Source organism: Zavarzinella formosa DSM 19928 (genome assembly GCF_000255705.1).
Classification (GTDB): Bacteria; Planctomycetota; Planctomycetia; order Gemmatales; family Gemmataceae; genus Zavarzinella; species Zavarzinella formosa.
Window position 1 is genome coordinate 655,446 of record NZ_JH636439.1, and the last position, 26,580, is coordinate 682,025.

At 57.8% G+C, this 26,580-nt stretch carries 30 protein-coding genes; 6 read left to right on the top strand and 24 right to left on the bottom strand.

Translation table 11 applies throughout. The features are described from left to right. Positions 1 to 5 precede the first annotated feature (5 nt). From BGIM_RS0103640 to BGIM_RS0103740, 21 genes are all read right to left on the bottom strand, one after another. Positions 6 to 776: a FliM/FliN family flagellar motor switch protein gene (locus tag BGIM_RS0103640; protein ID WP_020468438.1), complete on the bottom strand. Its 771-nt coding sequence runs from the start codon at positions 774 to 776 to the stop codon at positions 6 to 8. Positions 777 to 859: 83 nt separating this feature from the next. Next, the gene (locus tag BGIM_RS0103645) at positions 860 to 1,384 is read right to left on the bottom strand and encodes a flagellar basal body-associated FliL family protein (protein ID WP_020468439.1); all 525 of its coding nucleotides are present in this window, start codon (positions 1,382 to 1,384) and stop codon (positions 860 to 862) included. A 48-nt stretch (positions 1,385 to 1,432) separates the two neighbouring features. Then, positions 1,433 to 2,302: a hypothetical protein gene (locus BGIM_RS0103650; protein ID WP_157368591.1), complete on the bottom strand. Its 870-nt coding sequence runs from the start codon at positions 2,300 to 2,302 to the stop codon at positions 1,433 to 1,435. 24 nt (positions 2,303 to 2,326) lie between these two features. Then, complete coding sequence (locus BGIM_RS0103655) at positions 2,327 to 3,223, bottom strand: hypothetical protein (protein ID WP_020468441.1); 897 nt, start codon at positions 3,221 to 3,223, stop codon at positions 2,327 to 2,329. A 29-nt stretch (positions 3,224 to 3,252) separates the two neighbouring features. Then, entirely contained in the window at positions 3,253 to 3,474 is a 222-nt protein-coding gene (locus tag BGIM_RS0103660) for a hypothetical protein (RefSeq protein WP_020468442.1), read from the bottom strand. 40 nt (positions 3,475 to 3,514) lie between these two features. Continuing rightward, complete coding sequence (locus BGIM_RS0103665) at positions 3,515 to 4,267, bottom strand: sigma-70 family RNA polymerase sigma factor (RefSeq protein WP_238537511.1); 753 nt, start codon at positions 4,265 to 4,267, stop codon at positions 3,515 to 3,517. Positions 4,268 to 4,357: 90 nt separating this feature from the next. After that, complete coding sequence (gene flhA / locus BGIM_RS0103670; RefSeq protein ID WP_020468444.1) at positions 4,358 to 6,445, bottom strand: flagellar biosynthesis protein FlhA; 2,088 nt, start codon at positions 6,443 to 6,445, stop codon at positions 4,358 to 4,360. A gap of 312 nt (positions 6,446 to 6,757) precedes the next feature. Next, complete coding sequence (locus BGIM_RS0103675) at positions 6,758 to 7,834, bottom strand: EscU/YscU/HrcU family type III secretion system export apparatus switch protein (RefSeq protein ID WP_020468446.1); 1,077 nt, start codon at positions 7,832 to 7,834, stop codon at positions 6,758 to 6,760. A gap of 7 nt (positions 7,835 to 7,841) precedes the next feature. Next, positions 7,842 to 8,609 carry a flagellar biosynthetic protein FliR gene (locus BGIM_RS0103680; protein WP_020468447.1) on the bottom strand — a complete coding sequence of 256 codons (768 nt, stop codon included), beginning with the start codon at positions 8,607 to 8,609 and terminating at the stop codon, positions 7,842 to 7,844. Beyond that, a complete protein-coding gene (locus tag BGIM_RS0103685; RefSeq protein WP_020468448.1) occupies positions 8,606 to 8,875 on the bottom strand; it encodes a flagellar biosynthetic protein FliQ in 270 nt (89 codons plus the stop codon). The genes BGIM_RS0103680 and BGIM_RS0103685 overlap by 4 nt, the downstream gene beginning before the upstream one ends. 15 nt (positions 8,876 to 8,890) lie before the next feature. Continuing rightward, positions 8,891 to 9,568, bottom strand: coding sequence for a flagellar type III secretion system pore protein FliP (gene fliP, locus BGIM_RS0103690; RefSeq protein WP_020468449.1), 678 nt, complete (start codon positions 9,566 to 9,568; stop codon positions 8,891 to 8,893). 39 nt (positions 9,569 to 9,607) lie between these two features. Further along, positions 9,608 to 10,129, bottom strand: coding sequence for a hypothetical protein (locus BGIM_RS0103695; RefSeq protein WP_020468450.1), 522 nt, complete (start codon positions 10,127 to 10,129; stop codon positions 9,608 to 9,610). A 139-nt stretch (positions 10,130 to 10,268) separates the two neighbouring features. After that, complete coding sequence (locus tag BGIM_RS0103700; RefSeq protein ID WP_020468451.1) at positions 10,269 to 10,997, bottom strand: MotE family protein; 729 nt, start codon at positions 10,995 to 10,997, stop codon at positions 10,269 to 10,271. A gap of 6 nt (positions 10,998 to 11,003) precedes the next feature. Next, on the bottom strand, positions 11,004 to 11,459 hold the full coding sequence (gene fliJ, locus BGIM_RS0103705) for a flagellar export protein FliJ (RefSeq protein WP_020468452.1): 456 nt from the start codon (positions 11,457 to 11,459) through the stop codon (positions 11,004 to 11,006). A gap of 100 nt (positions 11,460 to 11,559) precedes the next feature. Then, positions 11,560 to 12,879: a FliI/YscN family ATPase gene (locus BGIM_RS0103710; protein ID WP_020468453.1), complete on the bottom strand. Its 1,320-nt coding sequence runs from the start codon at positions 12,877 to 12,879 to the stop codon at positions 11,560 to 11,562. After that, positions 12,866 to 13,447, bottom strand: coding sequence for a FliH/SctL family protein (locus BGIM_RS0103715; protein WP_020468454.1), 582 nt, complete (start codon positions 13,445 to 13,447; stop codon positions 12,866 to 12,868). Before BGIM_RS0103715 ends, BGIM_RS0103710 begins: the two co-directional genes overlap by 14 nt. A gap of 293 nt (positions 13,448 to 13,740) precedes the next feature. Beyond that, complete coding sequence (locus tag BGIM_RS0103720; RefSeq protein ID WP_020468455.1) at positions 13,741 to 14,766, bottom strand: FliG C-terminal domain-containing protein; 1,026 nt, start codon at positions 14,764 to 14,766, stop codon at positions 13,741 to 13,743. A gap of 39 nt (positions 14,767 to 14,805) precedes the next feature. Beyond that, positions 14,806 to 16,362: a flagellar basal-body MS-ring/collar protein FliF gene (gene fliF / locus BGIM_RS0103725; protein ID WP_020468456.1), complete on the bottom strand. Its 1,557-nt coding sequence runs from the start codon at positions 16,360 to 16,362 to the stop codon at positions 14,806 to 14,808. Positions 16,363 to 16,404: 42 nt separating this feature from the next. After that, positions 16,405 to 16,737 carry a flagellar hook-basal body complex protein FliE gene (fliE, locus tag BGIM_RS0103730; RefSeq protein ID WP_020468457.1) on the bottom strand — a complete coding sequence of 111 codons (333 nt, stop codon included), beginning with the start codon at positions 16,735 to 16,737 and terminating at the stop codon, positions 16,405 to 16,407. Positions 16,738 to 16,740: 3 nt separating this feature from the next. After that, complete coding sequence (gene flgC / locus BGIM_RS0103735; protein WP_020468458.1) at positions 16,741 to 17,181, bottom strand: flagellar basal body rod protein FlgC; 441 nt, start codon at positions 17,179 to 17,181, stop codon at positions 16,741 to 16,743. Between the two features lie 18 nt (positions 17,182 to 17,199). After that, entirely contained in the window at positions 17,200 to 17,553 is a 354-nt protein-coding gene (locus BGIM_RS0103740; RefSeq protein ID WP_020468459.1) for a flagellar basal body rod protein FlgB, read from the bottom strand. Between the two features lie 191 nt (positions 17,554 to 17,744). Here BGIM_RS0103740 and BGIM_RS0103745 point away from each other — a divergent pair, with 191 nt between their 5' ends. Together BGIM_RS0103745 and BGIM_RS0103750 are read left to right on the top strand one after the other, a co-directional pair. Then, a complete protein-coding gene (locus BGIM_RS0103745; protein WP_020468460.1) occupies positions 17,745 to 19,415 on the top strand; it encodes a hypothetical protein in 1,671 nt (556 codons plus the stop codon). Between the two features lie 2 nt (positions 19,416 to 19,417). After that, positions 19,418 to 19,684: an EscU/YscU/HrcU family type III secretion system export apparatus switch protein gene (locus tag BGIM_RS0103750; protein WP_020468461.1), complete on the top strand. Its 267-nt coding sequence runs from the start codon at positions 19,418 to 19,420 to the stop codon at positions 19,682 to 19,684. Position 19,685: 1 nt separating this feature from the next. Here BGIM_RS0103750 and BGIM_RS48530 read toward each other — a convergent pair whose 3' ends face one another. After that, positions 19,686 to 20,342: a GDSL-type esterase/lipase family protein gene (locus BGIM_RS48530; protein ID WP_020468462.1), complete on the bottom strand. Its 657-nt coding sequence runs from the start codon at positions 20,340 to 20,342 to the stop codon at positions 19,686 to 19,688. A gap of 183 nt (positions 20,343 to 20,525) precedes the next feature. Between BGIM_RS48530 and BGIM_RS0103760 the strand changes: the two genes are divergently transcribed. The 4 genes from BGIM_RS0103760 to BGIM_RS0103775 all read left to right on the top strand — a co-directional run bounded on the left by BGIM_RS0103760 (position 20,526) and on the right by BGIM_RS0103775 (position 24,511). After that, positions 20,526 to 22,088 carry an ABC transporter permease subunit gene (locus tag BGIM_RS0103760; RefSeq protein WP_020468463.1) on the top strand — a complete coding sequence of 521 codons (1,563 nt, stop codon included), beginning with the start codon at positions 20,526 to 20,528 and terminating at the stop codon, positions 22,086 to 22,088. Further along, entirely contained in the window at positions 22,085 to 22,822 is a 738-nt protein-coding gene (locus tag BGIM_RS0103765; RefSeq protein WP_020468464.1) for an amino acid ABC transporter ATP-binding protein, read from the top strand. Before BGIM_RS0103760 ends, BGIM_RS0103765 begins: the two co-directional genes overlap by 4 nt. Before the next feature lies 1 nt (position 22,823). Further along, positions 22,824 to 23,675: a menaquinone biosynthesis family protein gene (locus tag BGIM_RS0103770; RefSeq protein ID WP_020468465.1), complete on the top strand. Its 852-nt coding sequence runs from the start codon at positions 22,824 to 22,826 to the stop codon at positions 23,673 to 23,675. Positions 23,676 to 23,803: 128 nt separating this feature from the next. Beyond that, positions 23,804 to 24,511, top strand: a complete 708-nt coding sequence (locus BGIM_RS0103775; protein WP_020468466.1) for an arginyltransferase — start codon at positions 23,804 to 23,806, stop codon at positions 24,509 to 24,511. Positions 24,512 to 24,522: 11 nt separating this feature from the next. Here BGIM_RS0103775 and BGIM_RS0103780 read toward each other — a convergent pair whose 3' ends face one another. After that, positions 24,523 to 24,981, bottom strand: coding sequence for a hypothetical protein (locus tag BGIM_RS0103780; RefSeq protein ID WP_020468467.1), 459 nt, complete (start codon positions 24,979 to 24,981; stop codon positions 24,523 to 24,525). Positions 24,982 to 25,075: 94 nt separating this feature from the next. Further along, on the bottom strand, positions 25,076 to 26,503 hold the full coding sequence (locus tag BGIM_RS0103785) for a DUF1501 domain-containing protein (RefSeq protein WP_020468468.1): 1,428 nt from the start codon (positions 26,501 to 26,503) through the stop codon (positions 25,076 to 25,078). Between the last annotated feature and the right edge of the window lie 77 nt (positions 26,504 to 26,580).

Here is a 26,580-nt window from a genome sequence, read left to right on the forward strand (position 1 = left end):
TCCCCTTATTGTTCAAGCATCGTGTCAACCTGGACGGCCTGCCGACGCCCGACTGCTCCGGGCCATACAGCAAATTTATCCTTCCCGGCGACCTTGGCACGCAGGGGTTCGTTGACTTTTTGGCCGAGGACCACGACATCCCCCGCGCGGAGTGTCGCCACCTGTAACATCGTCAAATCCGTGCTGCCGAGCAAAACCGCCAGATCCACCGGCATTTCACAGACAAGAGCCTCCAAGAGCTCTTTGGCGACGGGGCGCACCGGCACCGGATCAACGGATGGCCTCACCAGTTCCGTGAGCGGCGCGGATCTCGGCATCACCAGTGTGATCGGTTGGGAGCCAAAAGGTCCGTTTAATTGCAACACGCTAACCACGACCAGATCATTCGGCGGGAGCCTGCTGACACCCTTGGGTTCCCCCCGGACGCTGATCGTGAACTTCGGGTGGATGGATGCAGGCCAAGAGTCCCCAAGAATTTTGAGGATCAACTGGTTGATGAGAAAATCGCAGATGGAGTTTTCGACGGTCGAGAGTTCGCGGTCTTCCGGCAAAGTTTCTGAGACAACCCCCAGCGAACCATTGATGAGGGCCAGCAACAGCGGCCGGGGCAGCATGAGAAGTGGCTCGATTTCCGGGAATTGATCGAGCTTTAACCGGAATGCCACCAAACCTTCGGAGAGGTTGTCGAGGGCTTTCACCGCCGACATGGCGTTGACCCGTTCGACATACAGATCGATCTTGAAAGGCAGGATCTTGGACCAGATTCGGGGGGCCATCCCACAGGCCTCCCGGAGCCAGCCCATTGTCTTGGTCTCTAGGTTGCTCGCGGGGGGCTGTCGGAAATCAAACGGCTGGCTTGTCATTGCACGACGTATTCCTCGAACAGGATCTCTTTCAAGTGCATGTGCACCTTGGAGTGGCCATGAGCCTCCTGTTCGGCGGTCATGATCTCCTCGAACTTTTCCAGAATTTCCCGCTGAATCTTCTTCACGCCCATCGTGCCGGAGATTTCCTTGAGGGATTTTCCGGCCAGATGGCTGATCAGCCAGTTCTTCATCACGGGCTTGAAGGTGGCGAGATGTTCCACGCCAATCTTCTCGTCCGTCACTCCCTCGACTTTGAGGATGATCTTGAGCCGAAGATATCGGCTCATGCGCTCGTCGGCGAGGTTCACACAAACATCGCCGAACGGCACATTGATCGCCGCGTGTTCGGAACCCGACTTCTTTTTCTTCTCATCACCATGACCGGCTTCGGTTGTCGAGCCTTTGGCCATCACCATCGGAATGGACGCCCCGCCGCCAATGCTGGCAAGGGCGACGACGATGAGCATCAGTTTGCTTTTGCCACCGGCTTTCTTCGGGGCGGGAGCTTTGTCGGACATGTGGAATCTCCTGGGTGCAACTTCTAGTGGTTTGGCCTGGGAGGATCCCTACGGCCGGGGGTTATAACGAGTTTCGGTTTTCGGGGCAATATCAGGTTCACGGCCGGCGACGGGCTTCACTCCCGCCGGCATTGGCTGCTGACCGACGGGCATCGGCGGGCCAATGGGAGTCATGTTCAGCGGTTCCGGCGGTCTCGCGGGAGTTTGGGCCTTTGTTCCCCGTGGGGCAAACACTTGGCCGACGGTGCCAGGGTCTTGAACCAAGATGGCGGCCAGTTCGCTGCTCACCCATCTCTGGTAGAGTTGCGGTGAGAGCAGAGCCAGTTCGTCCGCATGGCCATCGTCTTGGTAAATCCAGTTGGCCTCGTGGTAGGGCGTGCGTTCGTCACGCCGTTGCAAGTAATAGTTCTGCGCCCGTTTGGCGATGGGCAGGTGGTTCGAGTCCCACAAACCGTCCACAGATGCCACCACTTTTCCTTCCCACGGGGACACTGCTTGGATGGTGATCCCGACTCGCGGCCGGGGATAGGGGGAATATTGCGTCACCGTGCCATGAACCACGACATCAGCTTTAAAACACTTCCCCAATTGAATCATCGCATCTTCGCTGAAGTGGCCGTTGCGGTGAATCTGCTCCGATAGTCGGGCGATGTCATCCGGCGGGGCGGCCACCACCTCAAACCGCCCCATCTGTTGCAGTTCGGCCCGGAAAGCACGGGCAATTTCCTCATCGGCCCGCGTGTACGAACTTTCATTTGCAAACGGTAGCACCAAAACACGGGAAACGCCGGCCCATTGGAACTGTTCGAGATGATATTGCGAGTACACGGGGTCGCATCCCGGCGGCGAAACAACCCGTTGCGGGCCATGACAGCCCGCCAGAATCGTCAGCAGGAGGAAACCGATGGTCATTCGCACGCCGGTTTTCTCCTTGGTGTTGGGTCACCCCGGCGGAGGGGCGTCCAACAGTTTCTCCAGGGCCTGAATAATAAGCCGAAGCGTGTCGAGATCTTCTTTCTCGACCATCTTGAGCTTGGCCCGGACCTTGACAAATTCATCCCGTAGACGTTGCAGTTCAGCGCGGGATTGCACCAAGTCCTGCGAAGCTTTCGTGATTTCCCCTTCATCCTCACGGAGCATTTTTTCGCGATTTTCCAGCGCGAGTTCGAGGGTTTTCACCCGGTTGTTCAAGCTCCGATTCTCGGCATCGGCTCCGTCAAGCAATTTCGCCAGTTCGACCGCCCGTTCCACGGCCGAGTCGTTCGGCCCGAGGTTGAGCATGGCTCCGCTGGCTGTCGGCGTTGAACGCAAGTTCAAATCAGCCGGTCGTCCGGCCGTATAGGGGCCGTTGACAATCTTCGGGCCTTCGACCGGCTTTTTCGCATCAACCACCGGTATCGGTGTCGGGATCAACGGTCGCGGCGTGTTGCCGTCCGGATCTTGGGTCTTCGGCGGCAGAATTTTCTGGCCGGGGCTTTCATCATTCGCCCGGCGCACTTGTTGCGGCAGCGGGAACATTTTGGTTCGTTCGCCCGCCAGTGAGATCCCGCCGCTTTTCCCGGCGGCGTTAGAATCCCTAACTTCATCATCGGTTACAGAACCCGGAGACTTGCCCAATTCCGGGTCGGGGGCGGGAGACTTGTCCAATTCCGGCCCGGAGGCAGGCGTCTCTTCCTGATCGGCCAGTCCCGAACCATCTTTCGACTGGCCGGGTGACACGCGGTTGGGGGTATCGGAATAATTCGGGACGACGAGCGGCCTGAAGGGGGAGCAGCCCGTCAAACCGCCGCTGAGAGCGCCGAACACAAGTCCCGCGATGGTGGTTTTTCGCCAACGCATCCCTGGCTCCTTCCGTGGACCGGGTGGATTCACTCGAAATCGAATCGCAGGCGAATCCGTTCGCCGCATCCGCAAATTACTTCAACGCCCCGAATCTGCCCGCCTTCGCGGATTAATTCGACCTTGGACTCTGGTTTGATGGCTCCCTGCGGTCGGGGACGGCCAACAACGGCGGATTCATCGGCCACACGGATGTTCCCGCCCTGCACGACGGCCCTGGCCTGCGCAGCTTTCAAATCGGGATCGGTCATCGGCGTTCATCCCCCATGCAGTCACCGCCGTGGGGATACCTCAAGCGGGATTGGTTGTCGAGGTCAATGCCGAGCCGTCAGATTTGGCTTCACGCCCCCGGACACGCTCGCCCAGTTCAAACATCGCCGCCGTGAGAATGCGGGAGATGCGAGATTCGGACAATTTCATGATGACCGAAATTTCCTTCAGCCGCAGGTCTTCCTTGTGGTAAAGCGTGATGACCATGCGGGACCGCTCGTCAAGTGATTCGATTGCGTCCGTCAACATCTGAATCCGTTCCCATCGCTCCAATTCGGCTTCCGGCGGTTCGGCATTTTCCATCAGGCCAAGGCCGTTGGGCTGGGCGGTCTGTTCCCACGACACCATTTTGGTCATTCGCATCGCGGCGAGAGTGTCCGTCACCTCATCCACGGTCAGTTCGGTTGCCCGAGAAAGTTCTTCAACACTCACCGGGGCGGGCAGATCACGATAGGCCCGGCGAATCTTGGTCACCCGTTCGAGAACATGTTGCGGCAGCGGGCAGTTGCGGCGAAGTTCGTCGAGAATGGCGCCGCGAACCCGAAGGAATGCAAAGGTTTTGAATTGGGCATTGCGATCAGGATCGAATTTGTTGGCTGCTTCCACCAGACCGAGGACACCGGCCGATTCAAGATTCTCGATATCCACTCCGCTCGGGAGTTCACCGACCAGCCGACCCAGCACATGTTTGACCAGCGGCAGGTGGGACACGATCAATTCATCCCGAGTCTTTGCCTGCGGGGCTCGCCGGTAATCCTTAAGTTGGTCGGTCACGGTCGGGTTCCTCATGTTGCGCGTCGGCCAAAGGTCCGGGGAGCGGTTTCCAAGGGAGGGGGCCGCTCAATGGTTTTGGTCGTTTATCCGTCAGCGAGCCGCCAAATCTTGCAATCCGACGATTGAGTCCACCTTGAGGGGGACATCGTTGGGTATTTCCTGGTGGGACAACACACTCAGGTCGGTGATTGGTTTGGTCAGCAAGGTGCGGAAGATCCGCCGCATCCCCAAGTCAACCACCAGACAGATTTCGCGGCCTTGGGCGTTGGCTTTTACTTTCTCCAACTCGACTTTGTTAATCAGTCCATTCAGGCGGTTTGGGTCCGGCGGTTGCGTCCGCTCGCGGTAAGCCGCCCGGAATTCCATCTCCACCATTGGGTCGAGACAGATCGCCCGCAGAACGCCGTTTTCATCGCGGAATCGGTCACAGATGGCCCGGCCGATGTCCAGCCTCACTCGTTCGGCCAGTTCCGCAGCATCTTTAACCAATGCACCATTGCTCGCCAGACTTTCCAAGATTCGTGTCATGTTGGTGACGGGCACCCGTTCTTCCAACAATATTGTGATCACACGATGCACGGTGGCCATTGGCAGCAGGCCAGGAATCAACTCTTCCACCACGGCCGGGGATGATTCCTTTACCTTGTCGATCAGCGTCTTCATGTCCTCCCGGCTCAGGAGTTCGCTGGCGTGTCTTCGGATCACTTCGGCCAGATGGTTAATCAACACATCTCGTGGATCAACAACATTATAGCCGCCTAACTCGGCCCGTTGTCGATCCGTCGGGGCGATCCATACGGCGGGAAGGTTATAAGCCGGTTCTCGCGTCGGTTCGCCCTCGATTGTAAAGGTCGCCATTCCGGGATCGACCGCCAGCAACAATCCTACCCGGAGTTCGCCTCGGGCCACTTCCCGGCCGCCGATCAAAATGCGATACGATTCCGGGTCGATGCCGATGTTGTCCTTCATGCGAACCATCGGAACCCACAGGCCGCTTTGCCGGGCGATTTCCCGCCGCATGAAGCCGATCTTGTCAATCAGCCCGGATCCGCCTCGCGAATCAACCAGTGAGATCAATCTCGCCCCGAGGTCCACCGCAATGCGGTCCACTTGCAGAAAGTCATCCAAATACGCTTCCGTCGGGGATTTGACCGGCGGCAGGACTTCCTTGTCGGACTGCTCCTGTAATTTCGTTTCTTTTTCCTTGTCCTGCTTCGTCCGGAAAATTCGCCGGGCCAAGAAGAACATCCCGGCCCCGAGCAAGAGGAAGGGGATTGTCGGCATGCCGGGGACCACCCCGAGGCCCATGATGATGAACGAGGCGTTCCTCATCGATGTGCTGCTCATCCCCAACTGCTGGCTGATTTCCTGTCCGAGATTCGAGTCCGAACTGGATTTGGTCACCAAGATGCCGGAAGCCGTCGCAATGACCAGCGCCGGGATCTGGGTGATGAGACCGTCGCCGATGGTCAGAATCGAATATGTCCGGATGGCCACCGCGATTGACTGGCCGTTGATGACCCCGATGATGATGCCGCCGACGAGATTGATCGCCGTGATAATCAAACTGGCGACCGCATCCCCCCGGACGAACTTGCTGGCCCCGTCCATCGTCCCATAAAACTCGCTCTCCCGCATCAGATCGCTTCGGCGAGTCCGGGCTTGTTTTTCGTCGATGACCCCCGCGTTCAAATCCGCGTCGATGGCCATTTGCTTGCCGGGCATGGCGTCCAATGTGAAACGCGCGGCGACTTCCGACACGCGGCTGGCCCCGCGCGTAATCACAATGAACTGAATCACAACCAAGATGAGAAAGATCACCAAGCCGACCACGAGGTTGCCGCCGACAACAAACTGTCCGAAGGCGGCCACCACATCACCGGCATTGCCTTGCAACAAAATCAACCGCGTCGTCGCCACGTTCAATCCCAACCGCATCAAGGTCAGGAGCAACAGCAATGATGGAAAGACGGAAAACTCAAGAGCCTGTCTCACTCCCAGCGTCACCAGCAGCAGCAGAATGGTTGCCGAGAGATTAAACGCCAGGAGAACGTCCAGGACCCGCGGCGGCAGCGGGATCAGAAACAGAACCAATAATCCAAGCAGCGCGCCCGACAGCACCAACTCGCTTCGGGCGAGATTGACCGGGTTCGGGATTCCCGTCATTTCGTTGGCCATGATCTGGCTTCCCGACAAACCGATTATTCACGGCCTGCGGGAAATTCCTATTGGTCAAACCGTACTTCATTGGCGACTTGGATAAGGCCGCCAATTCCTGTCTGGGTGCAAAAAGCCACCCAAGATTTCACGTCCAATACCAATATTCATCGCGGAAGAAAATGTCTTTCCGGTCTGGGTAAAGTATTCTTGCCCAGATTAACAATCAAACAAAACCCAACCAAAATCGTGCGATTTTCCGGGCAAGTCGAAAAGCATTGGCTCGAAAAGGGTTAGATTGCCTTCGAGAGACATCATTGCTTTGATGACGCCTCACCCTCTCCGCACATTTCCGCGAAGCTTGTAAACGAATGCGATCACTTCGGCCACCGCCAGAAACAGTCCGCTCGGAATCGGTTGTTCTTCCTTGACCGCCCGGAACAGTGTTCGGGCCAATTCCGGCCGTTCCAGCACGGGGATATTGTTCTCGGCGGCCAGTCTCATGATGCGGCGGGCGAACACGCCGCTCCCTTTGGCCACCACGGTCGGCGCGGCATCAACCCCTTGGATGTATTTCAGGGCAACGGCGTAGTGAGTCGGGTTGGTGATGATGACGGTCGATTTCGGCACATTGGAAAGCATCCGCTGTCGCAAGCGGTCGCGGGCAATTTGCCGACGGCGGGCCTTGATGCGTGGGTCGCCGTCGTCCTCTTTGTTCTCCCGCTCGAATTCCTCGCGGGTCATTCGCAACGAACCCTCGAACTTGCGAAACTGATACACGTAATCCGCGATGCCCAAGGCTGCGATTACCACGGACATGATGAGGGCGATTCGCATGATGAGCCGCCATGCCGTGTCGGTCGCCGCAGCCACGGTGCCATGCCCGAGGGACAACACCAACCCCGCCCGGCCCCGCAGAACGGAATAGGCTACCCAAAAGAGCAACACCACCTTGAGTGTGGCCAAGATTCCCTTGACCACCGCCCCGATGGAGAACAGCCGTTGGAAACCACTGGTGGGATTGAGTTTGTCGAAGTTTGGTTCCAGTCGCTCGGGGCTGATGTGGAATCCCGCCTGAAGGAAGCCAACGGCGCAGGCCGCCAAGAACAAAAGGCCCAATAACCCCCCGACGATGGTTACCCCGCGGGTATAGGTGACGGCGAGAATGTCGCGGGCGTGTTCGGGAGTGAGTTCTTCCCGGAAAAGGCTGGAAAGATCGCTACGGAAGGCGCTCAGCATGTGGCTGCCCATCCACGGGCCGAGCATCATCAACCCGGTGATTCCCGCGATCAGCATCACCGAACTGGCGAGATCCTGTGAGAAGACATACCGGCCTTGTGAACGGGCTTCCTCCCGGCGGCGCGGGGAGGCGTCGAATGTCTTGTCCTCATTGTCCGCTTCCTCGGCCATTCCCCGGTCACTCCATGAATGCGTTGAGGGAGGCCCCGATCCGGCCGAGATGACCGGCCATCATTCCGAGCATGTCCGACATTAGCAAGAACGATCCGGCCAGCGCAACGAAGACTTGAAGGGTAAACCCGACCGAGTAAATGTTGAGTTGCGGCGCGGCGCGGGCCATGATGGCCAGCACAACCGCCAGCAAAAACAGGCACATCCCCAACGGGGCGGCCAGCATCATTCCCTGCTCATAAGAGGCAGACAATCCTTGCAGGGCCGGCCCCGCGATTTGCGGAAGCATGTCTCCACCGAGCGGGAGTTTCGCAAACGAGGCGTGCAAGGCCATCAGCACAAAGTGATGCCCGTCCAGTTCAAAGAACATGAGCGAACCGGCGGCCTCGAAGGCGAGAGTCAACGGTCCCGCCGGTTGATCCCCGGAGATTCCCGATTGAGGGGACAACGCCAGCCCGATTTGAGTGGTCAGGAATTCCCCGGCAATGCGGGGCGGCAGCAGAAACAATCCGAATGCAAATCCCATCCCCGCGCCCAGAATCGTCTCGCGGATCATGGCGATTGAATACATGAGCCAGGGAATATCCGGGTTCTGCCCGGCGATTCGGCCGTCCCAGGCCGGTGTCACTTGAGCGAGAAAGAAAGCCGTGAGGGCAATCGCCAATGCCGCCCGAACGGTTTGAGGCGTTCGCCCGGAAAAGAGGGGCATCACCGCCACAAAGGCCCCGACACGGGCGAGAACGAGACCGATGTAAGCGGCCAGGGCGGGCGTCATCGCGTCACCCCGGCGGCATGGGTGTACATTCGATAGGTAAAGTCCACCGCTTGTTGAAGCGAGAAAGCCATCGTCAACACGATCACAAGGCCGACCAGAAGTATTTTCGGCACATAGCCGATGGTTTGATCCTGCAGACTGGTGACTGTTTGAAACAAACTCACGAGCAAGCCCACCAACAAGCTAATAGCGAGCGCGGGCATGGCGACGATCAACGCCGTGTAGAACAAGTCGCGGTTGATTTCCAAAATCTGGTTGACGTTCATGGGACGATCCCTTCCTCAAAGGAAACTGGCGGTGATCGCCCTGGCGACCAGATGCCAGCCATCAGCCAGCACAAACAACAAAATCTTAAACGGCGCCGAGATCAACGCCGGGGGCATCATCACCATCCCCATCGAGGTGAGGACACTGGACACCACGAGATCGACCATCAGGAAGGGGAGATAAATACAGAAGCCCATGATGAAGGCGGTTTTCAATTCACTGATGATGAATGCGGGAACAAGCACCACAAAAGGCGTTTGTTCCGGTTCTTGAATGCTGGTTTCGCCGGACATGCTGAGGAACAGCGCGAGATCCTGTTTGCGGGTCTGCCGAAGCATGAATTTTTGCTGGGCCATCAGGCCTCGGCGAATCGCTTCGTTGCCGTTGATTTGTTTTTGAAGGTAAGGGTTGATCGCCTGTTCGTTGACCTCGTCGAAGGTCGGCTTCATGATGAACAACGAGATGAAGAGCGCCAGACCGGTCAGCACCAGATTGGGCGGCACTTGCTGCGTGGCCAATCCCTGCCGGACGAACGACAGCACAATGATAACGCGCGTGTAGCAAGTCGTGGTCATCAGGGCGGCGGGCAGCAGCGTGAAGACGCTTAGCAACAGAGCGATCTGCACGGGTTGCGACAGCCCTTGAATCCCCTCGTTTCCGGCGGCCCGGTTGAATAGTTCGACGAGATCCATGACGACTCACCTCCCTGCGAGTTTGGCCATTTTGCGTGTTCAAACCGGCAAGGCGGCCCTCACCCGTTCACTGATGATGATCGGCAGTTCATCCTTTTCCTCATCCGGAGGCGTCGTCGCCGAAATCGCTGGTAATTGCAAGAGGCTTTTAAAGCCAAAGGCATCCGTTCCCGCCAGCAGGTGATGGTGGCCGATTTTTACGTGATAGACCAATCCCCGTCCCACCGGCAGAAACCCCAAAACTTCAATGGGATTTTTCGCCTCAGCGGCGGCCGGGCGAAGTTGCCGCTGTTTCAAGAATCGGACAGTGGCGACGATCAATCCGGAGACTATCAGCAAGCCGAAGACCAATCGGGCCAGCATGGCCGGAAGCGACGGCCCCTCGTCGATCACCGGAGGTTGAAGACCAGCCAGAGGCGGTGACCCGCCGGAGAATTCAGGTTGGTTCACGAAGAGTTTCGGCAACACCAACCCGGCGAACATCACAAACAACCCGCCGATGGCGAGTGTCGCAAATCGCTTCTTGGGAGCCAGCCGTCGCCAGTCGAATCCATTCGACATGATTGGGGTCTTCCTGCTGGGTGACGACTCGGAACTTGGAATGACCAATGACCAATCAGGATTTGCTCACTTACCCGGATGAGACCATAACAACACGATCAGTTTGGTCATTGGTCATTTCTTCATTGGTCATTACCTCTCATCCTTCGGGCAAAGTCACCGGAGCGGGTTTCAGGCCCTTCATCTTTTCCAGCAGTTGGGCGGCCAGGGCGGCGTCCGGCATTTCGGAAAGGACTCGGGAAGCCTTGGACGCTTTCATCTGAGCCAGCACTTTTACGGCGGTCTCCATCTTGCCGGTGTCGGCCAATTGCTGGAGGATTTTCGCGGCGTTTTCGGGGGCCATCGCGTCGTACAGAGTGGCCATCTTGCCGAGGTTGACTCGTTCGTCCTTGTCGTATTCAGTGCGGGTCCGCGACAGGTCGGCGGTTCCTTGGGCCAATTTTTTGCGTTCGGTTTCGAGTTCGGCGAACTTTTTGTCCAAGTCGCCGGACTTTTCGCCGACCAGTTTGAGTTCGGCGCCCACTTGAATGCGAAGCCGGTCCAGCACATCGCGTTCCGCGCGAATGTCTTGAAGAATCAGTTCCACTTGCTTTTGGCGGGTTTCCAGTTTTGCCTCGCGATCCCTCACGGTGCCGAGTTGTTCCCGCAATTGGGCGGCCAGTTTGGAAGTGTCATCCGCGCCCATGTTGGTGGCTGAGCGCACGATGGGACGGTCGGATTCCGGTTCGGCGGGAGCCTTGGCCTTTTTCGGCGTCTCCGTGGTCTTGGCTTCCTCTGTTGGTTTCGGGGTGTTCAAATACAGGGACAACCCGGCCGACACCGAGAACAGCACCACCGCCACCACGCCGAGCAAAATGACATTTTTCATGGGGATTTACTCTCGTTCCGGGGCCGATGCCAGCCAGCGTCGCAGACCCGCTTCGTCCACGCGCTCCTGATCGAATTTTTGCAGTTCCTGCTTAAATTGGGAATACTGCTGGTCGCGGAGAGATTGCATGGCCTCCGCTTCGCTGGCGACTTCGGTGCGCTTCGCGGAAGCCTCGGCAACACGCTGCTCGGCCAACCCGACTTCTTTGAGGGCTTGAGTGATCGACTGGCCGAGATGATTGGAAAAGTCGCATCCGGCCACCCACTCGTGCGGGGACAGCGTGCGTCCGACGAATTGGGTCATCTGTTCGGAATGGCGACGGAGCTTTTCCCGCAGTTCCTCGACGCGGGCCTTGGCCGCATCGACGGCGGCGATGGCGCGCATCACCTCAAGTTCCGCAAGGCGTTCCTGTTGCCTGCGAATCTTGAGTAGCCGTTCGAGGGGGAATTCAAATTTTTGCACGGGGTTACCGCCTCCCTGTCAGGAGCGGTCATATGCCATTTCTACGGAAGCAAGTCAATGCGGATCAATCAGAGAAACGGGCCGCCCCGATATCGGGGTTTCAGAATGGCCATTGGGCGGTGATGGTCATCATCTCCCGGCGGGTTTGTTCGGCCGTCGAGCGTTCGCCGGTCTTTTGTTTCAGGAAGGCTTCAACGCGGGGCTTCAGTTCCAAGGCCCGGTCCAGCGCGGCGTCGGCGCCTTTTTTGTACATTCCGATCCGAACCAGTTCTTGGGTTTCCTCAAGCATGGACAAGATCGTCCGCAATTTCGCGGCCGCCACCTTATGAGCGTCGTCAACGATGTCGTGTTGAACCCGGCTGACGCTCTTGAGGATGTTTACCGCCGGATAGATGTTCTTCTCGGCCATCTTGCGGTCGAGGATAATGTGGCCGTCCACCAGCGACCGCACCGAATCAGAAATCGGCTCATCCAAGTCGCCGCCGTCAACCAGCACGGTCAGCAGGGCCGTGATGCCCCCCTTGGAGGCATTGCCCAGTCGTTCGATGGTGGTGGCCAGCATTTGGAAGCAGGAAGAGGTATAGCCCTTCGGTCCGGGAACTTCGCCCCGCATCTGGCCGATTTCCCGTTGGGCCATCGCCAGCCGGGTGAGGCTGTCGATCATGAACAGGACGTTCTTGCCTTCGTCCCGGAAGTAATCGGCGATGGCAATGGCGGCTTGCGAGGCCCGCACCCGCATCAATGGTGATTCGTCGCACTTGGCCACGATCACGACCGTGCGGGCCATGCCCTCTTCACCGAGGACATCTTGAATGAACGGAGCCACTTCCCGACCGCGTTCGCCGATCAGGGCGATCACGTTCACATCCGCAGAAGAACCCTTGGTGATTTCGCCGAGCAACGTGCTTTTGCCAACACCCGAACCGGCGAAGATGCCGATCCGCTGGCCGACGCCGCAGGTCAGCAGGCTGTCAATAGCCCGCTGGCCCGTGTGAAACTTTTCCAGAATGCGGCGGCGTTCCAAAGCTTGCGGGGCAGGGCGGTTCACCGGGCGGGGAGGGCAGCCGACAATCGGCCCCTTGCCATCCACCGGACGCCCGAGGCCGTCGATCACCCGGCCGCAAAGACCTTCGCCGGTGGGAATCGTCATCCCGCGACCCTTGCGAATGACAGTCATGCCAGGGTGAACATTTTCGGCGGGATCATAAGGAGTGAGGAACGCATGCGGCCCCTCAAACCCGATCACTTCGGCCAGAATGGGTTTGCCACCCGGAACGATGATCTCGCATTGGTCGCCCACGGCCGCTTGCATGGAGCATTTCATCACCACGTCCTTGCAGCTCAGGAGTTTCCCGGCCGGCCGGAACATGGGGCCTGATTTGATTCCGGCGCTCAGGGTGGGAATATCAAGACCGAGCATGCGTCATCCTCTCCAGCGTTTCGTCTCGAAGTTTCATCAGTTCAGAAGCCGGATCATGCACAAGACTTTGCAACTTTCCCTCAACCACACATCCGCCCCGTGTGACCGCCGGATCGGGGATGATTTTGGGCGACCACTCACGTTCCGGGAACAACGGTCTGTTCGCCAGTCGATTTTGGAGCAATTGCTGGTCGTTTGGATTCAGCCGAATCGCAACCGGTTGATCGTCCACCAGTTGCGTCACCATGTCGCGAATCATGGTTTCGATGTCGTACCGTTCGTCGTCGATGTCCCGAAGCAACAGGCGTCCCCCGATCAGCACGGCCAGTTCCACGGCCGCCTGACGAAGTTCCCCCAATTGTTTTTGCTGCAAGTCGTAAAGTTGCCGAAGACCGTCCCCAAGTTCCTTGAGAGACTTCTCGATGAATTCCCGGTCGGCGGCCATCTGTTTGGCCAACTGCTGCTGGGCGGCTGTGTCGGGCCGGATTTCCACCGAGGCAGGTTTGGGATTCGGCCGGGGTTCCACTCGCGGGGCTGGCAGCGGGGGCAATTGTTCGCCCGGTCGCATTCGCGCCACGTTGCGTAACCTTCCCGGTATTTTGATGCGTACTTCCTTCACGCTTCATGCCCTTCCTAGGCGATTCGGTCTGTTCAACAAGTCGGGAGGGCATCGTTGGCTGCAAGTCTGTCAGGGGGAAAAACCTTGTCAGGGTTTTCCTAGCATTGCCTTGAAACTCCCGGATTGAACTCAGACCGAAATTCCGGCTTCATTCTCAGGCCGCAGAGGATTTTCATTCCATGCCTAAAACATTCATCCGTTGACTCTCGCACGAGAAGGATTCTTCGTTCATGCAATAATTCTCATACTTCAATGGTTAACTTGCCCTCTTCTTCAAACCGGCGCAAAATTCCAATGATCTTGGTCTGAGCCTGCTGAACTTTCGCGGGCGGCACATTTCCCAACAATCCCGACTCTTCATTCAGCATCGATTGGGCGCGGCTGGACATGTTCTTCACCACCTTCGTCTTGAGTTCCTCTGCCACCCCGGAAAGAGCCATCGCCAGGGTTGGCGTGTCCAGTTCCACCAGCACCAACTGAAGAGCGCGGTCTTCGATCCGCAGAATGTCTTCAAAGAGGTAAAGAAGTTCCTTCACCTTGTTGCAGGCGATGGCATCCGCCACGTTCAGAGCCTCAATGATCGACAGTCGTTCGTCTCGCTTTAATCCCCGCAACATGGTGGCGAGGTTGCGAATCCGGTCGTCTCCCGTCGGTTCGGTCGGGGCCGAGGCCAGTTTGATCGCTTTTTGCACAACCGCCTGGGCCAGCAATTCCACCAGTTCCGGGTTGCTGGCGACCGGTTGGGTCAGCCTCACGGCCAGATCCGGTCGTTTTTCGGCCGGGAGACGCTTCATCACCTCCATCGCCACTTTGGGATCGACCACCGACATCACCATCGCCAGCGTGGGAACTTGTTCGTCAAGCAAGACCCGCACCAAGAGATCCGGCGGTATGTCCCGCAGGTGATGGATGGAGACTGGAACCTCAATTTCGTCCGCCAGTTGAAGTTTCTCAACCGGCTTGACGCGAGGCTTGTCACTGTCCCCCTCTTTAGATTCGCCCACTTTGCCTAATCGGTAACCACCGTTTATTTTGCCGAGAGCCTCGCTCGTTTTGGGATCGATGCCAGCCGCCCGGGCGGCCGCCAGTTTCTTGAGGATCTCCAAGGCCCCGTCGAGGCGTTCTGTCCCGGTTGGTTTTTGCCTGACCGACTCCAGGCGGGCACGCAATTTCTCAACCTTATCTGGTGACAGGCGCTTCATGAGCGTATCAAGCACATCCACCGGCAAGGCTTTCAACAGAACGGCAACAGTTTCTTCCCCGGTCATCTCGACGTCTCCCTGGCATTTGAAAGAACATTCCAAATATTAGGTTGGATTTTCTTCCTCTTCGGCCAGCAAGTTCAAAATCAACTCGACCACAAAGTCCGGGTCGTTCCGGGCCAATTCCACAAACTCGTCAAGTTCTGCCCGCCGTCGTTCCTCGGCTTGTCGTTCTAGATCGGCGGGCGTGGCCGGTGCGGCGGCGGCTTCTGTGGCCGGTGTGACCGGGGGAACGCGGTTCCTCCGCAGCAGCAACATTGACAGCAAGCCGAGAATCACCAACGCCGCGAGGGCCAGAGCGGCGTTGCGAACAATCGCCACGATGGCCGAGGTTCGATCAATGAGGCCGGGCGTGGCGGGCGGGTTTTCCGGAGCGTTATCCGGCAAGCCCAGACGAACGTCGGTCACCTTGATTTCGTCCCGACCTTGTTTGAAGCCGATGGCTTGTTTGATGACTTCTTGGGCGTCCGTCACGCTAATGATCGTTCGTCCGGCGTCCCCTTCGCCGGGGGACAGATCCACGATGGCCGCGATGGTGATGCGGTTGACTCCCCCCAGCCGGTCTTCCGTCTCCCGTTCTGTGAACGGGACGAGATAATCCGTTTGGTTGGTCTGGCCGCTTGAAGTTCCCGTGCCGCCCGCCTGCTGAACCCCGCTTGGACGGGCAGTGTTCGATCCCGATCCGGCGATGCCGCCGGGTCGTGCCCCGCCGGTGGACTTTTCTTCCATTGATCGCTCGGCCGAGACCACGCCTGGTTGCAGATATTGTTTGGAACGTTCCCGCAACCGTTTGAAATCAATGTCCGCGCTGACCTTCACGATCGCCCGGCCCGGCCCGAGATGAGCGGCCAGCAGCGACTCGGCTTTTGAAGCCAGATAATTTTCGAGTTCCCGGCGGTACTCCATCTGCGCCGTCGGGATGCCTTCGGACTCGGGGGTTTTGGTTTCGGAAAGTTGTCGGCCGGTCGTGTCCACAATGGTGACATTCTCGGGCTTCAACCCTTCCACGGCTCGGGCAACCAAGGAACTGATGGCGGCCGCCTGGAGGCGTGTGAGCGTCTTGCCTGGCTTCAATTTGATGACCACGCTCGCCGTGACCGCTTTTTGATCCCGGACAAACGGCGACGGCTCGGGCCGGGCCAGATGTACCCGCGCGGACTGAACGGAATCGACCGACTGAATGCTGCGGGCCAGTTCGCCCTGAAGAGCGCGGAGGTAGTTGATCTTCTGCACATCCGGGGGAACGGCGAGTTGTCCCTCGTCGAAGATCTCAAAGCCCTTGCCCCGAGTGGGGACGCCTTCTCCGGCCATGTTCACCCGAGTCTGAACAAGCACATCGGCGGGCACCAAGATTTGCGTCCCGGTGGCGTCGAGCCGATGCGGCACATTCGCGGTTTTCAACTTGGCGCTGATGCTGGCCGCTTCCTCGGGCGCGAGGTCGGAATACAGCACCCCGTATTTTTCGGTGGTGGCAACCCCGGAACTGGCGACGGCGATAATCACAATCAGCAGGGCCAACAAACCGAACAGGGCACGCCGGGACACGGATTGTCCGGCCCAGAAGGTCCTCAAGCGGTTCAGGAGTTGGTTAAGTGCGTTCATCTCTGCTTATTGTTTGGTGGGCTTCGCTTTTCGTCAGATCCGTCAAACCTGCATTCGCGTGACTTCTTGGTAGGCATCCGACAGCCGGTTTCGCATTTCAAGCATCATGCGGAACGCCAGATCCGCTTGCGCGACGGCGAGACTCACTTGATGCAGATCCTCAGCCTGCCCGGTCGCCAGGGCCGTGATCGCCTGATCGGCCTTCACGTTGGCGTCGTTGACCGGCCCGAGAACTTGTCCGAGGACCGATTCAAATGTTCCCGGCGCTCCGGTGGCGGGTACGCTCGTGGTCGTCGGCGCTGCGTGCAACGGAGCCAGTGGCGCCAGCGGGTCCAGGGGGGTGAGCCGGGAATAATTGTTGCCAATCGGGTTCATCGGTTAGCTCCGTAGGATGGCCAGGGCTTGATCGCCAAGTTGTCGGAAAGTTTGGGCTGCCTTCACGTTGGCCTCGTAGGCCCGTGAAGCCGTCATCAGGTTGACCATTTCGACGGGCAACGACACGTTCGGCATGGTCACGTAGCCGTTGGTGTCCGCGTCGGGATGGGCGGGCATGTAAAGTTTCGGAAGCTCCGATTGGTCTTCGACGATTTCCACCACCTCCACCCCTTGCAATCCGGAGGAGGTCGGGTGTTCCTTGCCCGCGAATCGATCCATCACCGCCGCGAAAACCACTTCCTGACGGCGAAAAGTTCCGCCATTCGCGCTCTTGGTGGAATTGGCGTTGGCGATGTTGTTCGCAATCACTTCCATTCGCAATCGCTCGGCTGACATCCCCGTGGAACTGATGGCTCCGGCGGTAAATAATTTGTTCACGGCCATTTGAACACCTCCAAAAAGTTACCGGCCCGCGATGGCGCTACGCAATTGGGCAAGCTGGTTAGCCAAGATTTGCGAGGCAGCCGTGTAAAGAAGGCTGTTCATGCTCAGTTGTTGCATTTCCCGGTCGATGTCCACGGTGTTTCCATCCACCCGTTCAGCGGTTGTGTCGTCGGTCACGATCGTCGGGCTAACCGATGTCACCGGTGTTCCGGCTTCGATGGCCTTGGACAGTGTCTGTTCAAATTCCACACCCAACCGTTTGAAGCCGGGCGTGTTCACGTTGGCAACGTTGTTGGCGATCACCTTGTGCCGAAGCGCCGCGGTGTCCATCACTCGGGTGAGCAGGTCGATTCGGTTGTTGGTTACGTCCATGCCACATCTATCGGGATTCAAGCTGCGAAAGATTGACGGGATGTGCCAGTTATGAGAAAAGTTTTTGCCAATTTCTTCCAAAGACTTCGATTTAATCTCAAGACGGGGCAAAATACGTGTTGAATGCGAACAGTGGTAAACGGCGGTGAATCAGGCAACGATCAGGCCATTGGTTGCCAAGGGAAACTGCGATGCAAATTTCATCGACTGTCACGGGCGCACTGACGACCGCCACCAGCGGCGGCCAAGCCAATGGTCGTTTGCAAGCCGCTGATCTGGCGGCGCAGTTGCTTCCCAGCGTGCCAATCACAGCCGTCGTGAAAAGCGTGCAAAGCGGGCAGGCGTTGCTTGATCTCGGGACCACAACACTCCTTTTGCGAACAACCGACAACTCGCTGACGCCCGGATCAACGGTGACCGTGCGGTTTCAAGAGAACGGCAAGGGAATCGTTGATCTTGGCGACGGCAAGACCACCACCGTGACGCTCGAAACGGGTGACGCCACCGCCCCGGCAAACGCCAAGAGCGCTCCCGCGCCGACACGACTGTTCACCAATCCGGCAGTGTACACGCCAGCTTTGCTGGCCCGGAACATTCCCACTTTCAGCCAGCCGATCATTCGGGTGGAAGTGTTGCCCGCACCTGATGCCACTCCGAAGGCTCCGGTGAAAACGGTGGTTCCGACCGAGGCGGCGACCCCGGCGGAGGTTGCGGTTCCGGTGCCCGAGGGCGAGACACCAACGACGAATCAACCCGCCGCCCAACAAGCCGCGACTGTTGTTCCGCAACCCGTCGGGAAGCAAGTCACCGGGCCGACGGTTCAACAATCGCAACTTTATCCGGCTCTTCAAGCAGGAGAAGTTTTGGTGAGCAGCGATGGCCGGGAGTTCGCAGCTCGCTTCGCGGATGAAGTTCCGGACACTTCCAATGGCCCGGTTTTTGTGAAGGTGACGACGACCCCGCGTGGATTGGTTCTCACGCCCTTGGCTGACACGCCGCAGTTGCCGGTCCAATTGGCGACTGCTTTGATCCGATCATCGCCGAACCGTCCGGAGATTGGCACGGTGGTGCAGAATCTTTTTCAACCGGCGACGAAGGCCGAACCGGCGAGCGCAGTCGATGCTCAGACGACGAAGACCGGTGCCGCCGAGTCGCTCAAAAATCTGACTGATTTTCTGACCGCCCTTCTTCCGCAGAAAGGCCAGCCACCTGACGCAGGACAGATTGCGCAATTCGTAAAACATGGCGGCTTGATGTATGAATCCAAACTTGCCGAGGCGGTGGCGAACAAGGTGACCCCCAAGGAGGCCGAACAGATTCCGGTCGGGGATGTGAAGGGCCAAGTGATGCAGGCCTTGAAAGAAGCGGGGCCGGTCGAACGGGCCACCCCTTTGCACGATGCGTTGAATTCCATCGAATCCCAACAAGCTTTGAACGTGTTGGCCTCCCAGTCAGGCGAGGGAATCCGGTTGCAATTGCCGGTTTGGGATCAGAACCAATGGCGAACGATGGATCTGACGATCACCCCTGAAATGGCCGACAACACTCCGGACGGGCGATCCTCGCAGGGTTACGACATCTTTATGCACACGGAAATGACGGAATTTGGGGACACTTATATTGACGTACAAGTGCATTCCGGTTCGTTTCGCAGCATCTTGTACATCGAACAAGACAACGCCCGAAACGCGGCGAAGGCCGCTCTTGGGGATTTGAATCAGGAAGTGAGATCGATTGGTTTTCAGCAAGTGTTTGTGGATGTGCGAAGCACTTCCGAATTGCCCGCAAAAACGCGGCAACAGGCGAATGCCTTCAAGGCGGGTGTTCCCGTCGGGGTTTCCATGCTTGATGTGAGGGTCTGACGATGGCAACCCAGAAAAGAGCCGTTGCCCTGCGATTCACACAGGGGGAAGACAATGCGCCCGTGGTGGTGGCCAAGGGAAAAGGGCGAATCGCGGAACAGATTATGAAGCTGGCCCGCGATAACAACATCCCCATCCGGGAAGACAAGAATCTGGTGCAGGTGTTGAGTCTGCTCAACATCGACCAAGAAATCCCCCCGCAGGCTTACCAGGCGGTGGCCGCCATTCTTGCCTTCATTTACCGGCTGAACCAGCAGAAAAAAGGTTGAATTACTTCTTCGTCGTAATGGCCTTTTGGACTGTCACCGCGATCAACTTTGCGCCGGCCGCGTTCGGATGGATCTGGTCGGGGAACAGATCCGGCTTGTCGCTCAGGGCTGTGTAGAGATCGATCACCGGCAGATCGAGCGATTTGGCCACTTCTTCGATCTTCGGTTTCACTTTGTCTTTCACGACTGGTTCGGTGATGCCAAAGTTCCCCTTATAGGCCGGGACCGGCAGACACACATACACTTGCGGCTTCGCTTCCAGCGATTGGAATTCCTTGACGAACGCCTTGTAATCAGCCACGAAATTGGCTTCCAGCTTCCAATTTTGCGGCTTCGAGTCGTTGGTTCCGAGCTTGATGATGACGATGTTCGGGTTGAATTTCTTCGCATCGGTGAAGGCTTTTTCCTTCACATAAGGCTTGTCTCCCTTGCTCAACAACGTCGCCCCGCTGACGCCGAAATTCTTCACTTCGTAACTGTCGCCCAACAGGTTTCCAAGCACCTTGGGGTAGTTGTTCACATCCCGATTTTCGACACCCGCCCCGAACGTGATGCTATCTCCGACGCAGGCGACCCGGATCGGGGCGTTGCCTTTTTTGTCGTCGGCAAAGGCAAGGGAACCGGCCACAAACAGAATTGCCAGACTCAACAAACGCATGGGAAAATCCCCGGAGAGAAACGGTGTGCGGGCGACAGGGAAGGTTCTACCGGAAAGAGGCCGGTGGTCGGCAAAAAAATGTGGTGAACCTGTCGGGCGGCCGGTACTCTACTTTCACCATGTGTTGAATGTTTTTGTTTCTTTCACCAGACCTCATGACGTCGTCGCGTGACATTTGGGAGAATGCCGAAATTGGAAGCATCCGCACTTCGCTTTTTGCTTCTGTGTCTCGTCGGGATTGTCGGGCTATCCGGCCAAAGCCTGGGCCAGACTCCGAAATTACGCTGGGGAACCGATCCGACCGGCGGCGCCCCTTACATCTTCAAAGACAAGAAAACCGGGGAATACACCGGCTTCGAGAAAGATGTGGCCGATTATTTGGCCGAAAAACTCGGACGTGAAGCCGAAATGGTTTCCGGGGATTGGGCCAACCTTCCGCAACAATTGAACAAACCCGCCGATGTCGCCGGTGGCGTGGACATCGTTCTCAATGGTTACGAACTCCGCAAGGATCTCTCGACCCAATACGGCGTGACGAGGGCTTATTACGTTTACCGCCTGTCGCTTGTGGTCGGCGCGGAAACAGGGATTCAAGGATGGGATGATCTCTCCGGCAAGTCCGTCGGCGTGTTGGGGGGAACGGTTGCCCACCGCTATCTGAAAAAGAGGTACGGCAAAGCCGGTCGCTTCCTCCCGTTGCTCTCAATTGATTTGAAGACCAACCCGGATGTGGCGAACGTCATGAAGCTCGTTAATGACGGGCGGATGGACGCCACCGTGCAAGACGGGCCGGCCGCATCGTATTTCCTTCAGGAATATCCGGATTTGAAACTGGCGGGCGGTCCAGTCCAACCAGGCGAATTGCCGGGCTATTACGTTATTTACTACCGAAAGACTGACGAGGAATTTGGCCGTCAATTGGATGCCGCGATTGCCGAAGGATTGCGATCCGGAGCGTTTCAAAAGATTTACGAGAAGTACGGCCTTTGGAATGCGGACCAAGAAAGCCTGACCGCCGAACTGGACAAACCGTGGCCACCGGCAAACTTGCCTGAAGAAGAAAGCCAGTGGCCCGAATTGATCGGCGAATTGGTCGTCGCCGCCGGGATGACGATCCTGTTGGCTCTCCTTTCCTTCCCGCTTGCCATGTTGATCGGTTTCTTCGTCGGCATGGCCCGCGTGTATGGGCCTCGATGGCTATCCGTTCCGTGCGCTCTCTATGTGGAGGTTCTTCGTGGAACGCCGTTATTGTTGCAACTGTTTTTTATCTATTACATGATCCCGGAGTTGTTCTCGCGGGCCGGTCATGCCAACCTGATCGGGTGGCTCAGCCCGTTCGTCGCCGGGGTATTGGGGCTGGCGATCAACTACTCGGCCTACGAAGCGGAGATTTATCGTTCCGGATTTCTGGCGGTTCCCAAAGGGCAGATGGAGGCAGCTCTTTCCCTTGGGATGACACGTTGGACAGCCATTCGGCGGGTGACGGCCCCACAGGCGTTCCGCGTGGTGATTCCACCGGTGACCAACGACTTCATCGCCTTGTTTAAAGACACATCCGCGTGTTCCATCATCTTCGTGACGGAGCTGACGCGAAAGTATAATGAGCTGTTTAACTTCAACCGAACCCTGATTGTGGAACTGGCGTTTTTGACGGCGGCCCTCTATTTGATGATGAGCTACCCGCTGGCGTTGTTGGCCCGGAGACTGGAACGGCGTTTGAGCTCGACGAAGGAGGTGGGAGCGTGATCCAAGTCACTCAATTGGTGAAAAGCCACGGCGTTCGTCGCATTCTCAGCGATGTCTGCATGAACGTGTCACCGGGGACGGTGGCCGCGATGATCGGCCCGTCCGGCGGGGGCAAAAGCACGTTGCTGCGCTGCATCAACGGTTTGGAACAATTCGATTCCGGTGACATCCGGGTCGGGACCACCAAACTGGCCGCCAAGGGGGCGTCGGCCCCCGGCAAATTGCTGGACCTTCGCCGCACCATTGGCATGGTCTTTCAACAATTTCACTTGTTCCCGCACATGACGGCCTTGGAAAACGTGATGGCCGGCCCCCGGTTTGTTTTGCACCAAGCCCGCGACGAGGCGAGGAAGACGGCCGAGGCCCTGCTGGATCGTGTGGGATTGTCGCAACGAAAGAACGCCAAGCCGGAACAACTTTCCGGCGGGCAACAGCAGCGTGTTGCCATTGCCCGCGCTCTTGCGGTTAAGCCCCAGGCGATCCTGTTCGACGAACCGACCAGCGCCCTGGACCCCAAGATGGCGGACGAGGTGATGGGCGTCATCACCGATCTAGCCCGGCAGGGGCAGACGATGATTGTCGTCACTCATGCGATGAGCTTTGCCCGGCAGGTGGCCAATCACGTCGTCGTGATGGCCGAGGGCCGGGTGGCCGAGTCGGGGGTTCCGGGGCAGGTGTTTGACGATCCGCAGGCGGATGTGACCAAGGACTTTTTGAAACGGGCGGGCCATTAAGATGAGCAATAACAACGGCAAGCAAGTGATTCGCGTCGGGCACAGCCCCGATCCGGATGATGCCTTCATGTTCCATGCGTTGGCGAACGACAAGATCGACACCGGCGACTTGCACTTCGTCCACGAATTGCAGGACATCGAAACGCTGAATCGCCGGGCGATGAAGGGAGAACTGGAAGTCTCCGCGATCAGCATTCATGCTTATTCGTATGTGATGGACAAATATGCCTTGCTGCCAAGCGGGTGTAGCATGGGGGACAAATACGGCCCGATGGTCGTGTCCCGCAAACCGCTGAGCATCGGCGACCTGAGCAAAGTCAAAATTGCCATTCCGGGCACGATGACAACCGCTTTCCTCACGCTTCGATTGCTGTTGCCGGGCGGGTTTGAATATGAAGTGATGCCGTTTGACGAGATCATCAATGCCGTGGCCAGCGGAAAGGTCGAGGCCGGTTTGATTATTCACGAAGGACAACTCACGTTCCAAAATCAGGGCCTGAAACTCGTCGTTGATCTCGGCGTCTGGTGGCAGGAAAAAACCGGGCTGCCATTGCCGTTGGGCGGCAACGTGGTCCGGCGGGACTTGGGCGATGAACTGATGTCCCGTGTTAGCAAACTCATCAAGGCGAGCATCCAATACTCGCTCGATCACCGGGCCGACGCTCTGCAACACGCTTTGAAGTATGCCCGCGACATGGACATCACCCTCGCGGACAAGTTTGTGGGGATGTATGTCAACGAATGGACGCTGGACTATGGCCCGCGCGGTCGGGAAGCCGTCCGGCGGTTGCTCACCGAGGCATATCAGGCGGGTGTGATCGCCAACCCAGTGGATGTGGCGTTTGTGGAGTAAGCCTTCGATTCTTGGGGTATTTGTGTTACGATGAAGCAGGTCAAAACGCGGACAGATTTATTTCGGCAAAAAGCCGTTATGTATCGTCCGCGTTTGTTGAAACGACCTGACGACTCACGGATGATGCCATGATCTCGCTGGCCTCCTTTACCACCCCGACCCATCGTTGTGTTTATCTGCCAAGCGAACAGGCCACCATGCGGTATGAGATGGTGGTCCAATGTACTCGTGAGGAATTGCAGAGCCGTTTGGACGCCGGGTGGCGGCGGTTTGGCCATGCGTTCTTTCGTCCGGTTTGCGAGACCTGCCGGGGTTGTCAGTCGCTTCGGGTGCCGATTTCCACATTCCGGTCAAACCGAAGCCAGCGAAGGGCGGTGCGGGACAATCAGGACTTGGAGCTTCGCATCGGCCCCGCCCAAGCCACGCGGGAAAAACTCCGGCTATATGATCGGTTTCATGAACATCAAGTCGAGGCGAAGGGCTGGCCGGAGCATGATCCGAAAGACGTAAAATCCTATCGGGAAACGTTCGTCGAAGGGCCGCTGCCGACCGAGGAGTGGTGTTATTATCTGGATGGCATCCTCATCGCCGTGGGCTATGTGGATGTTGTTCCGCGAGGGCTTTCGGCGATATATTTTTATTATGATCCCGATCACCGGGATCGCTCGCTCGGTACGTTCAACGTGATGCGGATTCTGGAAGAAGTCGCCCGGCGAAACATGCCTTTTGGGTATCTTGGGTATTTCGTTGAAGGTTGCCCGTCCGTGAGTTACAAAAAAAACTTTGGGCCAAATGAAGTGATTGGCCCGGATGGAAAATGGGTTCCTTTTCGGTGATCCTTTCCGCGTCACGGCACTCGTCGTTTGAACATCCAAGTGCCCGAGCTTGAAACCCCGGTAGTGCGTACTCCGAAACCTCCGTCTCCTGGTCCTCGCGCCGTCGACGTGGGTTGCCCAACTTGCTGATCGATCAGTTCCCATCCTTCGCTGCCGAGTTGATTCAAAATCTGAAGCTTTTGAAAAGCGACGGACCCGTCCTTTTTGAAGGCGGTCATTTTCAACTTGTCTGCCATCTCGCCCCAGCCTTTCAATTCCGCCTCTCCGGTCACGGTGATCCACCGGATCGTCACAGAGGCCGGGGTGGCTGGTGTTTCCGAACCATCGGCATTGGCGATGGCTGGCCGACTGGGAACATTGCGATAGGTGACTTCGGCATACTCCCATTTGGCCGGCTTGTCGGCGAGGGTGGGAGCGGCTTGGACGCTGACAGACAGCAGGATCAGGGCTGACAGTGAGAGGATTCGCATGATGGTCGGTCTCCTAAAGTGATGGGAATCGATTCTACCATCTCTCGGGGAGGCTTCATGAAAGAAAGGTGAGAGTTTCACCCCTCAAGTCCCGTCATCGCAAGATCTCTTTCACGATCCGGCCCTCATGCCCGTCGAGGAGACTCAATTCTTGATTGTTCCGCGAGTAGACGAGTTTCTTCGCGTCCAGCCCAAACAAGTGGAGCAGGGTGGCGTGGAAATCGTGTTGGGATACCTTGTTCTCGATGGCGTGATGACCGAATTCGTCGGTCGCTCCGTGAACGTGACCCCCTTTCATGCCACCGCCGGCGAACCACATCGTGAAACCGTAGGTGTTGTGGTCCCGGCCGACTTTCGCCGGGCCGGCATTGTTCTGAATCACCGGCAAACGGCCCATTTCGCCGCCCCACATTACCAGCGTCGAATCGAGGAGGCCACGTTGTTTCAGGTCCCGCACCAAGGCAGCCGCCGGTTTGTCGGTCTTTTTGCAGGCCGCCGGGAGAGTGGTGCGGATCGAGCCGTGATTGTCCCAGAACTGATTGCTCGTGAACACTTGAACGAAACGCACGCCGCGTTCGATGAGACGGCGGGCGATGAGGCAGCGGGCGCCGTAATCGGCTGTCGCCGGTTCGTTCATGCCGTACATGTTTTTGATCGCCTCGGTCTCTTGCGAAAGATCGAGGGCTTCCTTCGCGGCCGTTTGCATTTGAGCGGCCAGGCCATAGCTTGCGATCCGGGCTTCCAAGTCCAGTTCGCCGGGTCGTTTGGAAAGATGATCGCGGTTTAACTCTTCCAGGTATTTCAGCAACTTTTGTTGCGGTTCACCCTTCAGATACGGCGGCGGGTCGAGATTGGGAATCCGTGGTTCACGGGGCCGGACAACCGTTCCCTGATAAACCGCCGGCAGCCAGCCGTTGGACCAGTGTTCCGTCGTGCTGACGGGCAGGCTGACCGGGTCTGGCAGGGCGACAAATGCGGGCAGAGTTTGCGTTTCCGAACCCAAGCCGTAACAAACCCAACTTCCAAGCGTCGGATGCCCGCTGACGATCCGGCCGGTGTTCAACGCATGAATCGATTGAACATGGTTGTTCACATCCGTGTGCATCGACCGGACAACGCAGATGTCGTCGATCACTCCGGCGGTATGAGGCAACAATTCGGAAACATCAATTCCCGATTGCCCGTGTTTGGCGAACTTCCACGGCGAGCCGAGAACTGTCGAACTGGCCTCGGCCGCATTGTCGTATTTGATCTGGCCGGGAAAGGGTTTGCCGTCGAGTTTCGTCAATTCGGATTTCGGGTCGAGCAAATCCATGTGGCTCGGTCCTCCCTGCATGAACAGAGAGATCATTGCCTTGGCCTTCGGGGCATGATGCGGCTTTTTCAAGGCGAGGTCGAATCGTTTTCGCTCAAGATCCGGCTTCGCCGGTTCGGCCAGCAGTTGATCCCGGTTCAATATCCAGGCGAGGGCGAGGGTGCCGACCCCGAAAGTGCCGGAGTGGAGGGCTTGGCGCCGAGTCATGGGGAAAGAGGTATTTGAAGGCATCGGGGATGCTCCGGCGTTCAGGAATCGACAGAGTGCGGGATGGCGCTGGGTCA

Coding starts and splice junctions, on each gene's coding strand:
- BGIM_RS0103715 (WP_020468454.1), bottom strand. CDS start 13,447: ATGCGACCGGGCGAACAATTGCCCCCGCTGCCAGCCCCGCGAGTGGAA.
- BGIM_RS0103680 (WP_020468447.1), bottom strand. CDS start 8,609: ATGACGCCCGCCCTGGCCGCTTACATCGGTCTCGTTCTCGCCCGTGTC.
- fliE (WP_020468457.1), bottom strand. CDS start 16,737: ATGAACCCGATTGGCAACAATTATTCCCGGCTCACCCCCCTGGACCCG.
- BGIM_RS0103780 (WP_020468467.1), bottom strand. CDS start 24,981: ATGCGAATCCTCTCACTGTCAGCCCTGATCCTGCTGTCTGTCAGCGTC.
- BGIM_RS0103785 (WP_020468468.1), bottom strand. CDS start 26,503: ATGACTCGGCGCCAAGCCCTCCACTCCGGCACTTTCGGGGTCGGCACC.
- BGIM_RS0103710 (WP_020468453.1), bottom strand. CDS start 12,879: ATGCTCGGTCTTGATATTCCCACCCTGAGCGCCGGAATCAAATCAGGC.
- flhA (WP_020468444.1), bottom strand. CDS start 6,445: ATGGCCAACGAAATGACGGGAATCCCGAACCCGGTCAATCTCGCCCGA.
- BGIM_RS0103640 (WP_020468438.1), bottom strand. CDS start 776: ATGGCCCCCCGAATCTGGTCCAAGATCCTGCCTTTCAAGATCGATCTG.
- BGIM_RS0103695 (WP_020468450.1), bottom strand. CDS start 10,129: ATGTCGAATGGATTCGACTGGCGACGGCTGGCTCCCAAGAAGCGATTT.
- fliP (WP_020468449.1), bottom strand. CDS start 9,568: ATGGATCTCGTCGAACTATTCAACCGGGCCGCCGGAAACGAGGGGATT.
- BGIM_RS0103750 (WP_020468461.1), top strand. CDS start 19,418: ATGGCAACCCAGAAAAGAGCCGTTGCCCTGCGATTCACACAGGGGGAA.
- BGIM_RS0103660 (WP_020468442.1), bottom strand. CDS start 3,474: ATGACCGATCCCGATTTGAAAGCTGCGCAGGCCAGGGCCGTCGTGCAG.
- BGIM_RS0103745 (WP_020468460.1), top strand. CDS start 17,745: ATGCAAATTTCATCGACTGTCACGGGCGCACTGACGACCGCCACCAGC.
- BGIM_RS0103700 (WP_020468451.1), bottom strand. CDS start 10,997: ATGAAAAATGTCATTTTGCTCGGCGTGGTGGCGGTGGTGCTGTTCTCG.
- BGIM_RS0103770 (WP_020468465.1), top strand. CDS start 22,824: ATGAGCAATAACAACGGCAAGCAAGTGATTCGCGTCGGGCACAGCCCC.
- BGIM_RS48530 (WP_020468462.1), bottom strand. CDS start 20,342: ATGCGTTTGTTGAGTCTGGCAATTCTGTTTGTGGCCGGTTCCCTTGCC.
- BGIM_RS0103675 (WP_020468446.1), bottom strand. CDS start 7,834: ATGGCCGAGGAAGCGGACAATGAGGACAAGACATTCGACGCCTCCCCG.
- BGIM_RS0103645 (WP_020468439.1), bottom strand. CDS start 1,384: ATGTCCGACAAAGCTCCCGCCCCGAAGAAAGCCGGTGGCAAAAGCAAA.
- fliF (WP_020468456.1), bottom strand. CDS start 16,362: ATGAACGCACTTAACCAACTCCTGAACCGCTTGAGGACCTTCTGGGCC.
- BGIM_RS0103760 (WP_020468463.1), top strand. CDS start 20,526: ATGCCGAAATTGGAAGCATCCGCACTTCGCTTTTTGCTTCTGTGTCTC.
- BGIM_RS0103740 (WP_020468459.1), bottom strand. CDS start 17,553: ATGGACGTAACCAACAACCGAATCGACCTGCTCACCCGAGTGATGGAC.
- BGIM_RS0103655 (WP_020468441.1), bottom strand. CDS start 3,223: ATGCGTTGGCGAAAAACCACCATCGCGGGACTTGTGTTCGGCGCTCTC.
- BGIM_RS0103685 (WP_020468448.1), bottom strand. CDS start 8,875: ATGAACGTCAACCAGATTTTGGAAATCAACCGCGACTTGTTCTACACG.
- BGIM_RS0103775 (WP_020468466.1), top strand. CDS start 23,804: ATGATCTCGCTGGCCTCCTTTACCACCCCGACCCATCGTTGTGTTTAT.
- BGIM_RS0103720 (WP_020468455.1), bottom strand. CDS start 14,766: ATGACCGGGGAAGAAACTGTTGCCGTTCTGTTGAAAGCCTTGCCGGTG.
- flgC (WP_020468458.1), bottom strand. CDS start 17,181: ATGGCCGTGAACAAATTATTTACCGCCGGAGCCATCAGTTCCACGGGG.